This window comes from Tenacibaculum aestuariivivum, from assembly GCF_964507685.1.
Classification (GTDB): Bacteria; Bacteroidota; Bacteroidia; order Flavobacteriales; family Flavobacteriaceae; genus Polaribacter; species Polaribacter aestuariivivum.
The window spans coordinates 1,040,175-1,053,991 of the sequence record NZ_OZ208414.1; the positions used below are offsets into that span (position 1 = coordinate 1,040,175).

Here is a 13,817-nt window from a genome sequence, read left to right on the forward strand (position 1 = left end):
AAAAATGAAAAAATATATAGTTTACATAGTAATATTAGCAGTTGGCTTATTATTAGGTTGGTTGTTATTCGGTGGTTCATCAAACAAAGAAACTGAACATAATCACGATGAAATAGCAGAAACCAATCAAAAATGGACTTGCTCAATGCACCCACAAATTATGCAACCAGAACCTGGTGATTGCCCTATTTGTGGTATGGATTTAATTCCTGCCGAAGCTGGAGCAGATGGTTTAGCAGCAGACCAATTCAAATTAACAAAAAATGCAATGGCGTTGGCCAACATTCAAACATCAATTGTAGGTAGTAGTAAATCAGACGATAACGGTATTAAACTATCAGGTAAAATTGTTGCCAATGAAAAAGCAAATGCTGTGCAAGTCAGTTATTTCTCTGGAAGAATTGAACGCTTAAATGTCAGTTTTACTGGAGAAAAAGTAAACAAAGGGCAATTATTAGCAACCATTTATTCACCAGAATTATATGCAGCACAGCAAGAATTAATTACAGCAGCTTCATTAAAAGAGTCGCAACCGGCATTATATAAAGCAGTTCGTAATAAATTAAAATTATGGAAACTTTCTGAAAAGCAAATCAATCAAATAGAACAAACAGGAAAAGTAAAAGAAAATTTTCCTGTCTACGCAACTATCTCTGGTACTGTAACAGAAAAATTAGTAGAGCAAGGCGATTATATAAAACAAGGGCAACCATTATTAAAAATTGCAAACTTAAATTCAGTTTGGGGAAACTTTGATGTGTACGAAAACCAAATAGACTTATTTAAAAAAGGGCAAGAAATAAACGTAACAACAAATACTTATCCTAATAAAAAATTTAAAGGTAAAGTAGATTTTATTGATCCTATTTTAGATAACAGAACACGTACTGTTAAATTAAGAGTAGTGCTTAATAATAAAGAAGAAGTATTTAAACCAGGAATGTTTATTGAAGGGAAAATTAAAGGGGTAACCTCTACTAAAGAAAAATCATTATTCGTGCCTTCATCTGCCATTTTATGGACAGGTGAACGCTCTGTAGTATATATAAAAACCAATCCAGATCAACCAGTTTTTGAAATGCGTCAAATAACTTTAGGTAACCAAATAGGTAGTAATTACAAAGTATTAAAAGGTTTAGAAAATGGTGATGAAATTGTAACCAACGGAACTTTTACAGTTGATGCAGCAGCACAATTACAAGGAAAAAAATCTATGATGAATAAAGATGGAGGAAAAGTAATGACTGGTCACGAAGGACATTTAGGTATGGATAGCAATTCATCAAAAAATAATACAGACCATACCAATATGAATGAACGGTTGGAAGTATCAAAAGCATTTCAGAAACAATTAAAAAAAGTATTTGAAAGCTATATTAATTTAAAAGATGCGTTTGTTAAAGATAACTCAAATAAAGCATCAGAAAATGCAAATAGTTTACTTGATAATTTGAATAATGTGGATATGAAATTAGTTAAAGATGAAGCTCATAATCATTGGATGTCATTAGTAAAAGAAATTAAATCTTCAACAATTGCTATTTCTAAAGCAGCAAATATAAAAGAGCAAAGAAATCATTTTAAACATTTGTCTTCGCATTTAATTAAAGCTGTGCAACTATTTGGTATCAATGAAAAGGTATATGTAGAGTTTTGTCCAATGGCAGATAGTAATAAAGGTGCCTATTGGTTAAGCAAAGAAGAAAAAGTAATCAATCCATTTTTTGGCGAAGCAATGCTAACCTGTGGAGAGGTAAAACAAGTTATAGAATAATTAAATACAAATAATAACAATTAAATTTTAAAACAATGAATTTTTCAAAGAAAAATCACGAACACAAAAACAAAAATGTAATCGACGTGAGTAAAAAAGTAATTTTAAGTATAGCTGTTATAGCAGCTTTAGGTGTAACAAGTTGTAATAGTCAAACAAAAAAAGAAACAAAAACAACCACTACACAAATGTCAAAAGATATGGCAATGACAGATTTGTCTTTTGGTGTAAGAGGAAATTGCGGAATGTGTAAAAACACTATCGAAAAAGCAGCTAACGGTGTTGAAGGTGTTGCAAGTGCCAATTGGGATGTCGATAAAAAGAAGATTGATGTGTCTTTTGATGATACAAAAACCGATGCAATGGCAATTCATAAAGCAATTGCAGCTTCAGGTTACGATACTGAAAAAGTTGCAGGAAGTGAAGATGCTTACAAAAATCTGCCAGGTTGTTGTCAATACGACCACGAAATGAAAATGAATCAATAAATAAGTATGGTTTTTTAATATATTTTATAGCAAAAAGAAAATTAAGGTTTTCTCTTTTGCTATAAATATAACTAACCAAACACCTTTTAATTATTATAAAGCCTATTATTTGCACAACCATTGCATTAAATAATTTATATATTTGCTACAATGAAATTTTTAGCATTCATATTATCAATTTATATTTCCGCACTCAATCTAGTACCTTGTACAGATTTTGATGTGTCTGATAATGATGTTAAAACTGAAATTTCACAAGCTATGGATAATGACCATCAGCACCAAGGTTCAGATTTATGTTCACCTTTTTGCATTTGTCAATGCTGCCATATCAATGCCACACATCATCAATTTGTTTATACTAACATTGATTTTAGGTATATTTCTACACAAGATTTTTTCTACCATAATGGTATAGAAAAAGATTTTACGACTTCCATTTTACAACCACCTCGGGTATAATTCAGTTTTTTAGAGGATAACTATATCCAATTTTGAGCCTTTAAGGTTCTTTTCATTTCGAATGATTCTAATGATTACAATAGAATTATATCGAAAAGTTTAACTGAATTAATACATTTTAATATGATTAATAAAATCATTGATTTTTCAATCAATAACAAATTCATTATTGGTTTGTTAACGCTTACCATTGTTGGAGCAGGTATTTGGAGTATGACCCAAGTACCCATTGATGCTGTTCCAGATATTACCAATAACCAAGTTCAAGTCATTACGCAAGCACCCAATTTAGGCACAGAGGATATAGAACAATTTGTTACGTATCCTGTTGAAGTGGCAATGAGCAACTTGCCTGATGTAAAGGAAATCCGTTCCATTTCTCGTTTTGGCTTATCTGTGGTTACTATAGTTTTTGACGATGATATGGGAACCTATCTACCACGTCAATTAGTAGCCGAAAAACTAAACGAGGTAAAAGAACAAATTCCAAGTGGTTTTGGCGAGCCAACTATGGGACCCATTTCTTCAGGGTTAGGTGAAATTTATCAATACACACTAAAAGTAATGCCAGAGTATAAAGACAAATATTCTGTAACAGATTTACGAACAATGCAAGACTGGATTGTGCAGCGTCAAATGGCTATGGTAGAAGGTGTTGTTGAGGTTAACGCCATTGGAGGTAAAATTAAACAATATGAAGTTGCTGTTGATCCAAGCGAACTAAAAGCTATTGGAATTACAATTACAGATGTTTTTGAAGCTCTTGAGGCAAACAATCAAAATACAGGTGGCGCATACATAGAAAAGAACCATCAAGCCAATTTCATTCGTGGAGAAGGTTTGGTGCGTAGTTTAGAGGATATTAAAAAAATTACAGTTAAAAACACAAACAATATTCCAATTACAGTTGGCGACATTGCTACGGTACAATTTGGCGCTGCTATTCGTTATGGCGCTTTAACTCAAGATGGAGAAGGCGAAGTAGTTGGTGGTTTGGTTATGATGCTTAAAGGCGCTAATTCAAACGATGTTATTGAGAATGTAAAAGTACGAATGGCTCAAATTGAAAAATCATTGCCAGAAGGTGTCATTATCGAACCATTGTTAGACCGAAGTAAGTTAATAGCAGAAACAACCTCAACAGTTGCAACCAATTTAATTGAAGGCGCTTTAATAGTCATTTTTGTCCTTATTTTCTTATTAGGTAATTGGAGAGGTGGTTTAATAGTAGCTTCAACAATTCCATTATCCTTATTATTTGCATTTATTCTAATGAATGTTTTTGACGTTTGGGCTAACCTAATGAGTTTGGGAGCAATCGATTTCGGAATTATCGTTGATGGTGCTGTAATTATTGTAGAAAGTACCGTTTTCCTTATTGCTTCACAAGTCTTAAAAAAGAAAAAACTAACGTCTAAAGAACGTGATAATGTCGCAGCAAATGCTTCAAAAAAAATGATGAATGCTGCCTTTTTTGGTCAGCTAATAATCTTAATAGTTTTCTTGCCTATATTGGCATTACAAGGTATTGAAGGGAAAATGTTCAAGCCAATGGCATTGACTTTTATTTTTGCGATGATTGGTGCAATGGTACTTTGTTTAACCTATGTTCCAATGATGTCTGCACTTATTTTAAGAGCACCAAAAAATGACAAACAATCCTATGGCGATAAATTCGTGCATTGGGTAGAACGTAAATACCAACCATTATTAGAAAAAGCCTTAAAGAAAGGAAAATTAATAATTGGTGTTTCTGTTGTCTTATTTGGTATTGCAGTTTTTATGTTTACAAGAATGGGTGGCGAATTTATTCCACAATTAGATGAAGGCGACATTGCATTTCACGCCATTTTAAAACCAGGTAGTTCACTTACAGAAACAATTGAAACGACAACAAAAATTGAGCAAATTGTAAAAGCAAAGTTTCCAGAGGTTGAAAAAATAGTCAGTCGAATTGGTGTTGCAGAAATTCCTACCGATCCAATGCCAATGGATATTGCTGATGTATTTGTAATTCTGAAAGCAAAAAGCGAATGGACTACTGTATCATCTAAAGATGAACTTATTGAAAAAATGAAGGAAGCTGTTGAAATAATTCCTGGTGTGAATTATGAATTTACACAACCTATTGAAATGCGTTTTAATGAATTGCTTGAAGGTGTTAGAGAAGATATTGCTATAAAACTTTATGGAGAAGATATAAACGTACTGTCTCAAAAAGCAGAAGAAATATCTAAAATTATTGCTGGTACAGAAGGTATTGGTGATATGAAAGCAGAAGCTACAACAGGTTTACCACAAATGACAATTACGTATAACAGAAGTAAATTGGCGCAATACGGACTTCAAATAAACACGTTAAATCAAATTGTGCAATCTGCTTTTGCAGGAGGAATAGCAGGAACTATTTTTGAAGGCGAAAAGCGATTTGATTTGGTGGTTAGATTAAGTTCTCATAATCGTAAAGACATAACAGATGTGCAAAATTTGTTCATCAACTTACCTTCTGGCGCACAAATTCCACTTCGCGAAGTAGCTGATGTAAGCTACAAAGCAGGTCCAATGCAAATAAGCAGAGATAACACTAACAGAAGAACCTATGTAGGTATTAATGTAAGAGGTCGTGATGTAAAATCGTTGGTAGGTGAAATCAAAACTAAATTAGATGCACAATTAGAACTACCATCTGGTTATTTTATTCGCTATGGTGGTGCTTTTGAAAATTTAGAGCGTGCCAGTAATCGCTTACTAACAGTTGTTCCTATTGCCTTATTACTTATTTTCGTCCTTATCTATTTTGCTTTAAAATCACTACCACAAACCTTAATGATTTATTTTGCAATTCCTATGGCAACCATTGGTGGAGTTGTAGCCTTATGGATGCGTGATATGCCTTTTAGTATATCAGCAGGAGTTGGTTTTATTGTTTTATTTGGTGTAGCTGTTTTAAACGGATTGGTTATGATTAGTGGTTTAAATGAGTTGAAAGATGAAGGTGTAACTAATTTAAAGGATAGAATTACAGAAGGAACAAAACGACGAATTAGACCAATTATGTTAACTGCTTTTACAGATGTTTTAGGTTTTTTACCTATGGCAATTTCAGCATCAGCTGGTGCAGAAGTGCAGCGACCTTTAGCAACTGTTGTAATTGGTGGTTTATTAACCTCTACATTATTAACATTATTCGTTTTACCTATATTATACCATTGGGTAGAAAACAAATCGTTTAAATTTCAAGCAAACAAAAAATTTGCAACTGCAACAGCTATTATAGTTTTTATGTTTTTGTTTCCAATAACAGGAAATGCACAACAAGTTAGCGACTCTTTACCTATTGTTTCACTACAAGAAGCTATAAGAATATCAAAAGAGAACTATCCAAGTTTAAAACAAAGACAGTTAGAAATTGATAAACAGCAACAATTAAAAGGGACTGCTTTCGATTTTGGCTCAACTCAAATTTTTACTGGTGGTGAGGAAATTAAAGATGGTTCAGGTATTTACACAACTATTGGTGTTGGCCAATCAAATATAGATGTGTTTGGTATTGCACCAAAGCAAAAATTATTGGAACAACGTATTCAATTAGCGCAAAAGGCGTATCAACTTTCAGAATTAGAGTTAGAATTAGAGGTGAAAAAAGCCTGGTCTAATGCCTTTAAAAATAAACGGAATTATAATCTGTATAAAGAATTGAATGCTATTTACACCAATTTTGAAAAAGCTGTCGAGTTAAATTATAAAGTAGAAGCCATATCAAAATTAGAATATTCGGCTGCCAAAAATCAAGCCTTACAGATTCAGAATAAATTTATGCAATCAGAAAGTGAATACGCTATTGCGTTACAAAAGTTAAACCTTTGGTTGGTTTCTGATGTATTTTATACGGTTCAAGATGAAATTGATGTAGAGAACGAAATAAATGTAGATTCCTTTAGTTTAGAAGCACACCCTTTGTATACTATTTCTCAACTTCAAGTAGCTGAAGCAGAAGCAAATTACAAAGCTGCTAAAGCCGAGAATTTACCAAAGTTTAACCTTCAAGGTGGTTTACAAAAAGTAAACGGTAGTTCAGGCTATTATGCTTATCAAGCCGGTATTTCTATACCATTTCTTTCTGGTACAACAAAAAAACAAATTAGAACAGCAAAATTCAATAAAGAAATTGCAGAAGTAAATATGTTATTTAAACAAAAGGAAGTGCAATCTAAATTTAATCAAGCGAAAGTAAATTACCAAAAATGGAAAACGTCTTGGCTGTTTTATAAGAATGAAGTATTACCGCTTATTAAAGAGCAGAAAACAGGGGCTTTATTTGCTTATAAAGAAGGAGAAATAGATTACTCTGCCTTTACACAGCTTATAAACCAAGCCATTCAATCAGAGTTAGAAGCTCAAACATCATTGGTAAACTATTTACAAAGCATTTTTGAATTACAATATTTTAAATAATAACACTATGAAAAACAGATCATATAATATCCTAATAATAGTAATGTTAACCTTTTTAATAACTGCCTGTGGCAATAAAGAAAAAGACAACGAAGAAGATGGGCATTCTCATAATAAAGAAACCAAAATTGAAACTAATGAAGAACATCACGAAGATGAAGAAGTGATGCTATCTGCACAACAGTTTGAAGCCTTAAAAATGAAAATAGACACCATTGCTTCACGCAATATGAGTGGTTATGTGGAAGCCAATGGAACTTTAGAAGTACCACCACAAAACGAAGCAGCAATAACTTCTGTCGTTGGTGCAAACGTGGTATCAATAAAAGTTATTGAAGGCGATAAAGTTAATAAAGGTCAGGTTGTCGCTTATTTATCACATCCTAATATTATTCAAATGCAAACGGATTATCTAAATGCATATAGCAATAGCAATTTTTTAAAGAAGAATTATGAGCGTCAACAAAAATTATATGATGCTGGCGTAGGCTCTGGTGCAAATTTTCAAAAAGCAGAAGCAGAATACGAAGCGTCAAAGGCTATGGTTAATGGAATGGCAGCTCAACTACAATTACTAAATATCAGTACAACATCGGTTCGTAATGGCACAATAGCTCAACAAGTAGCATTGCGTAGCCCAATTGAAGGGTTTGTTCAAAAGGTAGAAGTAAAAACTGGTCAGTATGTTGAACCTCAATCAGAACTCTTTGAAATAGTAAATACACATCACGTCCACGCAGATTTAATGGTCTTCGAAAAAGATGTTTATAAAGTAAAAAAAGGTCAAAAAGTAACCTTTAATGTTCAATCTACTCAAAATGAAGAATTAATTGCAGAAATCTATTCGGTAAGCAAAACATTCGAAGATAACCCTAAAGCAGTACACGTTCACGCAGAAATTGAAAATAAAAAAGGTAATTTAATTCCAGGAATGTATATCCAAGGTAAAATTCAAGTTGAAAATACAAAAACAAGAGCATTACCAGAAAGTGCCATTATAAAAGAAGGCGATACCTATTTTGTGTTTTCTGTAGAAAAGGAAAATGAAGATTGGAGTTTCAAACCAGTCGAAGTCATTTTAGGAGCTAAAGATGGTAATTGGATAGCTGTAGAGTTTACTAAAGAAATCGAAACGAGTACAAAATTCGCTTATAATAATGCCTACTACCTTATTGCAGAAATGAAAAAAGGTGAAGCAGAACACGAACATTAAATTATGCAAACTATAGAACAATTATTAGAGTCAAAAGAGATACGTGTTACAGCAATGCGATTACTTATATATAAGTTTCTTGCACAAAAACAAATAGCAGTTACATTAAGCGATATTGAAAATGCTTTTGAAAAAGCAGATAGAACCACCTTATACAGAACAGTTAAAACATTTGAAGAAAAAGCAATTGTTCATCAAATAGACGACGGTACAGGTATTACTAAATATGCCCTTTGTGAGCAAGGATGCAGTTGTGAAATTGAAACCGATTTACATTTACACTTTCATTGTAATAATTGTAACGAAACTATATGTTTAACAGAACATAAAATACCTCAAATAAAAGTGCCTGATGGTTTTGTTTCTGAAAACGTCAACTTGGTTGTAAAAGGTATTTGTGATAAATGTAGTAGCTAACAATGCACTTCCATTGCAGTCAATTTTAAAGCATCTTTGAATTAAATTTAAGTATCAATGAAAAAAAAGAAACTCAATTTAAGAGATATAAAACCTAATTCTGAAAAAGAACACAGTCACGATGATGGTCATAATCACAGTAAAGGTTCCAATAATTTTAAAGCATATAGTGCAGCGATAGTAAGTTTTGTAATGCTAATCATTGGTATTACTTTAGATTATTTTGATATTAATTTTTTTAGAGATTGGATTCGCATTGTTTGGTATATCATAGCATATATACCTGTTGGATTTCCTGTTGTAAAAGAAGGATGGAAAAGTATTAAAAAAGGTGATGTCTTTACAGAATTTTTTTTAATGTCAATCGCAACCATTGGTGCGTTTATTATTGGTGAATATCCTGAAGGTGTTGCAGTAATGCTATTTTATGCAGTAGGCGAATTATTTCAAAGCACAGCAGTTAATAGAGCAAAATCAAACATTAAAGCATTGCTTGATGTTAGACCAAAGGAAGCGTTAGTTTATCGAAATAAAGATTATGTTTCTGTAAATCCTGAAGCCGTAAATATTGGCGAAAAGATACAAGTACGTGTTGGCGAAAAAGTACCTTTAGATGGTGTTTTTTTGTCTGAAAAAGGATCATTTAACACAGCAGCTTTAACTGGTGAAAGTAAACCAGATACCATTGCCAAAGGTGAAAAAGTATTTGCAGGAAGTATCAATCTCAATGGTGTTATAGAAATTGAAACCACCAAAGAATTTAAAGACAGTTCCATTGCTCGTATTCTCGATATGGTTCAAAATGCAACAGCTCGTAAATCTAAAACCGAATTATTCATAAGGAAGTTTGCACGTATTTACACACCAATTGTTGTGTTTTTAGCCATAGGCGTTACATTATTACCTTATTTTATTGTCGATGGTTATGTCTTTAGAGATTGGTTGTATAGAGCTTTAATTTTCTTGGTAATATCTTGTCCTTGTGCTTTAGTTATTTCAATTCCATTGGGTTATTTCGGTGGTTTAGGAGCAGCTTCAAAAAACGGTATTCTATTTAAAGGTGCTTCTTTTCTTGATGCTATGACCAAAATTAATACGTTGGTTATGGATAAAACGGGTACAGTTACCAAAGGTGTTTTTAAAATCAAAAAAGTAAAAGCAATCAGTTGGGAAGAAACTGAATTTATGAAATACTTAATGGCGATGGAAGAGCAATCTACGCATCCAATTGCTAAAGCCATTTTAGAATACAAAGCAAATGGAGCAGATTTTAATGCTACCAAAGTTTCAGAAATAGCAGGAAAAGGTTTAAAAGGAATTGTAAACGGAAAAACTGTTTTAGTTGGAAACAAAGCATTAATGACTGCCAATAATATTGAAGTTGCAAAAGAAATCGACACTATTGTAGAATCTATTGTTTTAGTTTCAATTGGTAATAAGTTTGCTGGTTATGTTGTCATTGCAGACGAATTGAAAGAAGATGCCAAAGAAACCATAACCAATTTGCACAAAGTCGGTATTTCTAAAATAATGATGCTTTCCGGGGATAAAGATTCCATTACTCAAAAAGTAGCTTCTCAATTAAACATTGAAAAAGCAAAAGGTGGTTTATTACCCGAAGATAAATTGAATGAAGTTGAAACTTTAAAACAAAATTCCAAAAATAAAATAGCCTTTATTGGCGATGGTATTAATGACGCACCAGTTTTAGCAGCAAGTGATGTAGGTATTGCAATGGGAGGTTTAGGAAGTGATGTTGCCATTGAAACTGCTGATGTCATTATCCAAACAGACCAACCTTCAAAAGTAGTTAAAGCAATAAAAATTAGTCGTTCTACTCGAAAAATTGTTTGGCAGAATATCATTTTAGCTTTTGGTGTTAAAATAGTTGTTTTAATATTAGGTGCAGGTGGTTTAGCAACAATGTGGGAAGCTGTATTTGCTGATGTAGGTGTTGCGTTATTAGCAATTTTGAATGCTGTAAGATTACAACGAATGCAATGGCGTTAAATAATTAAAGTCATTGTATTTATTTTAATTTTTTTAAAGTAAAGTATTTTTAAACAAACCAGATTTATTGTCCTCATAACTACTGTAAGTTGAAAAAAATTGAAAGAATAGTAAAAAAATTAGATTCTAATTTAGATTTTTTAGAAAAAGAAATTGAAGGCGTTTTAGAGAAGTCTGAAGAGGGTATTAAGGTAACTCAAAGAGCTCTTGAACAAATAAGAGAACTTTTGTTAAAACGAAAATCAGCATCAACTTCTGATGAAATCTATTTTTTCAAAAATATTAAGCCTCAAGTTTTTAGTAAATTAATTTATTATGTGAAATTATTTAGTATTGAAAGTAAAAGACCAAGAAGTAGTAACAAATCTCAAGTAAAGTATTTTAACAAACATATAGATAGGTTGCAAAATTATTTTAATGATAATTTAGAGTTTTATCATTATTATAGACGAGGTGCTACTTTTTTGGATAACGAATATTTTATAAGAGGAAAAGCTAATATTCGTTTATTTCCAGATTCTCTTTCTTTTTTCGCAGATGATAAATTTTCTACAAGCCACGATTCTACTGTAGCCACAATTCTTGCTTATGATATGCTAATAATTTATTTAAAAACTGAAATTGATAAACTTGAAAATAACAATGGTATGGAAGCAAATTATAACGCTTTTCAAAAGCAATCAAAATTATTTTGGACAGGTAATAAAACAGATTTAATAGAACTCATTTATGCACTTCATAGTTCTGGAGTAATAAATAGTGGAACAGCAGATATTAAAGAGGTAGCCTTAATTTGCGAACAAATGTTTAACGTTAGTTTGGGCGATTATTACAGAACCTTTTTAGAAATCCGTTCACGCAAAATAAATCAAACAAAATTCATTGATAAACTAAAAGAATCTTTAGTAGATAAAATGCTAGAATCTGATGAATAAACACCCAACTTGGGTGTTTTAAAGAGCAAATAATTTTCATAGAATTTGCTCTTTTTTAATACCTATATTTTACAAGTAAAATATTAAAACACATAAATATAATTCATTAAATATGAGCATATAAAAACACCCAAGTTGGGTGTAACTTGTGAAAAACACTCAATAATTCACTTCATATTTGCTAAACGAAAGTCAAATCGCAGATTCACGAATACCTATTTAAGAAAAACATTCTAACTCGTGAATTAAATCAATTTAATAGCTGCCATTGATAACGAAAGTTTGATGTGGTAGCTATTTTTAACTTAAATCGTTTACTATGGCAGCAACAATTATTACAACCGAAGATCTTCACGAATTCAAATTAGAATTATTAGAAGGTATTAAAACAATCATCAATAACAAAACTGGTTTAGCCACTAAAAAATGGTTAAAATCACCAGAAGTTCGCGACCTGTTAAGTATTTCACCAGGTACATTACAAAACTTACGAATTAACGGAACGTTACCATACACTAAAGTTGGTGGTGTTATTTATTACGATTATGATGATATTCAAAAAGTAATGCAAGACAATAGAATACACAACAAGTTTTAATGCCACTTTAAGTGCAGCTAAAACACCTATTCTATGCAAAAAGTTAATTATATAAAACACCTAAAAGGTGTATTTATTCAATTCTCTAAAGACAACCGTTTAAATCCAACACATATAAGTTTATATATAGCATTATTCCAAATATGGAATAACAATCGGTTTTTAGACGAATTTTATATCAATCGAGAAGAAGTAATGAGCTTTTCAAAGATAGGCTCTAAATCAACATATCATAAATGTATTAAAGAGCTAAATCATTGGAAGTATATTATTTACTATCCATCACACAATCCATTTAAGGGAAGCAAAATAAAGATGTTCAATTTTGAGACAAGTTATAAACAAGTTATGGACTCATACAATCCTATAAACGGACAAGCACTGGTATCTAATAATAAACATATACAAACTAATAAAAACATTAATAAACTTGACCAGCCAAAAAATGAAAATGATGTTATTACTTTTTTTAAAAAAGAAAAATGGCCAATAATTGAAGCTCAAAAATTTTTTAATCATTATCAAGGTATTGGTTGGAAAGTAGGAGGCAAAACAAAAATTGTCAATTGGCAAGCTACTGCTAAAAATTGGATGCTAAAAGCTGAAGAAATAAAAACAAAAATAAGTCAAAAAGCAGTTAGCCAAAATCAAGACAACCTAAAGACAAGTAAAAACAAAAACTACAATGAGCCTTTATAACGCTTTGCGTCATACGGCGCTTATTTCAGTAACTCACTATCTAAAACTATGAATAAGATACAACCACATATTATAAAAGAAGGAGGTGTTCAATACCAATTAGGAGAATTTAATAACAATAATATTTCATACGATTTCAAAAAAATATTAATTTATCTTGATGCAAAAGGAAAACTGCTCTTTGGTAAAAACTTTAAAATCTATGAAGAAGATGAGGTTATTTTATATAAACTATGTGTCTATTTTATAAGTGATTTTGAAGCTTGCAAAAAATTAGAAATAGATCCATACAAAGGTATTTTATTATCTGGCCCAGTAGGTTGTGGTAAAACAAGCTTAATGAAATTATTAAGGTTTATGGTACCACATCAAAAACCGTATGAACTAATTCCTGCTAGAAATATCACATTCGCATTTAATAATATTGGTTACAAAACTATTGAAGAATATGGTAATAGTAGTTTTTATTGTTTTGATGATTTAGGTGTTGAATCAACTGGTCGTCATTTTGGTAAAGATTGTAATGTAATGGGAGAAATTCTTTTATCTCGTTACGATTTATTCCTAAAAAGAAAAATAAGAACTCACGCTACAACCAATCTCAATGCACAAGAATTAGAAGAAAGATATGGTAATCGTGTACGTTCCAGAATGCGACAAATGTTTAACTTAATAAGTTTCTATTCAAGCAGTAAAGACAAACGTGGTTAAATTTTTAATAGCTTTTAAATATTGAAAACAATAATAAGTAAATAGACGTGTTTTA

The 13,817-nt window shown here is 31.5% G+C and carries 11 protein-coding genes; all 11 read left to right on the forward strand.

Annotation, left to right across the window (positions count from 1 at the left end; translation table 11 throughout):
* The first annotated feature begins 4 nt into the window (after positions 1–4).
* The 11 genes from ACN5J4_RS04485 (at position 5) to ACN5J4_RS04535 (ending at position 13,762) form a co-directional block, all read left to right on the forward strand.
* Positions 5–1,774 carry an efflux RND transporter periplasmic adaptor subunit gene (locus ACN5J4_RS04485; RefSeq protein WP_418650948.1) on the forward strand — a complete coding sequence of 590 codons (1,770 nt, stop codon included), beginning with the start codon at positions 5–7 and terminating at the stop codon, positions 1,772–1,774.
* A gap of 35 nt (positions 1,775–1,809) precedes the next feature.
* Positions 1,810–2,262, forward strand: a complete 453-nt coding sequence (locus ACN5J4_RS04490; RefSeq protein WP_315944496.1) for a heavy-metal-associated domain-containing protein — start codon at positions 1,810–1,812, stop codon at positions 2,260–2,262.
* Positions 2,263–2,412: 150 nt separating this feature from the next.
* A complete protein-coding gene (locus ACN5J4_RS04495) occupies positions 2,413–2,724 on the forward strand; it encodes a DUF6660 family protein (protein ID WP_418650949.1) in 312 nt (103 codons plus the stop codon).
* Positions 2,725–2,847: 123 nt separating this feature from the next.
* Positions 2,848–7,179, forward strand: coding sequence for a CusA/CzcA family heavy metal efflux RND transporter (locus tag ACN5J4_RS04500; protein WP_418650950.1), 4,332 nt, complete (start codon positions 2,848–2,850; stop codon positions 7,177–7,179).
* Positions 7,180–7,186: 7 nt separating this feature from the next.
* Positions 7,187–8,392 carry an efflux RND transporter periplasmic adaptor subunit gene (locus ACN5J4_RS04505; RefSeq protein ID WP_418650951.1) on the forward strand — a complete coding sequence of 402 codons (1,206 nt, stop codon included), beginning with the start codon at positions 7,187–7,189 and terminating at the stop codon, positions 8,390–8,392.
* 3 nt (positions 8,393–8,395) lie between these two features.
* Complete coding sequence (locus tag ACN5J4_RS04510) at positions 8,396–8,809, forward strand: Fur family transcriptional regulator (protein WP_215968335.1); 414 nt, start codon at positions 8,396–8,398, stop codon at positions 8,807–8,809.
* A 57-nt stretch (positions 8,810–8,866) separates the two neighbouring features.
* A complete protein-coding gene (locus ACN5J4_RS04515; protein WP_215968336.1) occupies positions 8,867–10,819 on the forward strand; it encodes a heavy metal translocating P-type ATPase in 1,953 nt (650 codons plus the stop codon).
* An 89-nt stretch (positions 10,820–10,908) separates the two neighbouring features.
* The gene (locus ACN5J4_RS04520; protein ID WP_215968337.1) at positions 10,909–11,754 is read left to right on the forward strand and encodes an RteC domain-containing protein; all 846 of its coding nucleotides are present in this window, start codon (positions 10,909–10,911) and stop codon (positions 11,752–11,754) included.
* Positions 11,755–12,073: 319 nt separating this feature from the next.
* A complete protein-coding gene (locus ACN5J4_RS04525; protein ID WP_068704635.1) occupies positions 12,074–12,352 on the forward strand; it encodes a helix-turn-helix domain-containing protein in 279 nt (92 codons plus the stop codon).
* Between the two features lie 33 nt (positions 12,353–12,385).
* Positions 12,386–13,051, forward strand: coding sequence for a hypothetical protein (locus ACN5J4_RS04530; protein ID WP_218773182.1), 666 nt, complete (start codon positions 12,386–12,388; stop codon positions 13,049–13,051).
* A 48-nt stretch (positions 13,052–13,099) separates the two neighbouring features.
* On the forward strand, positions 13,100–13,762 hold the full coding sequence (locus ACN5J4_RS04535) for an ATPase (RefSeq protein ID WP_418650952.1): 663 nt from the start codon (positions 13,100–13,102) through the stop codon (positions 13,760–13,762).
* The last annotated feature ends 55 nt before the right edge of the window (positions 13,763–13,817 follow it).

Excerpts from the sequence above, each read along its gene's own strand:
- ACN5J4_RS04500 (WP_418650950.1), top strand. The coding sequence starts at position 2,848 with ATGATTAATAAAATCATTGATTTTTCAATCAATAACAAATTCATTATT.
- ACN5J4_RS04495 (WP_418650949.1), top strand. The coding sequence starts at position 2,413 with ATGAAATTTTTAGCATTCATATTATCAATTTATATTTCCGCACTCAAT.
- ACN5J4_RS04525 (WP_068704635.1), top strand. The coding sequence starts at position 12,074 with ATGGCAGCAACAATTATTACAACCGAAGATCTTCACGAATTCAAATTA.
- ACN5J4_RS04510 (WP_215968335.1), top strand. The coding sequence starts at position 8,396 with ATGCAAACTATAGAACAATTATTAGAGTCAAAAGAGATACGTGTTACA.
- ACN5J4_RS04490 (WP_315944496.1), top strand. The coding sequence starts at position 1,810 with ATGAATTTTTCAAAGAAAAATCACGAACACAAAAACAAAAATGTAATC.
- ACN5J4_RS04505 (WP_418650951.1), top strand. The coding sequence starts at position 7,187 with ATGAAAAACAGATCATATAATATCCTAATAATAGTAATGTTAACCTTT.
- ACN5J4_RS04535 (WP_418650952.1), top strand. The coding sequence starts at position 13,100 with ATGAATAAGATACAACCACATATTATAAAAGAAGGAGGTGTTCAATAC.
- ACN5J4_RS04485 (WP_418650948.1), top strand. The coding sequence starts at position 5 with ATGAAAAAATATATAGTTTACATAGTAATATTAGCAGTTGGCTTATTA.
- ACN5J4_RS04530 (WP_218773182.1), top strand. The coding sequence starts at position 12,386 with ATGCAAAAAGTTAATTATATAAAACACCTAAAAGGTGTATTTATTCAA.
- ACN5J4_RS04515 (WP_215968336.1), top strand. The coding sequence starts at position 8,867 with ATGAAAAAAAAGAAACTCAATTTAAGAGATATAAAACCTAATTCTGAA.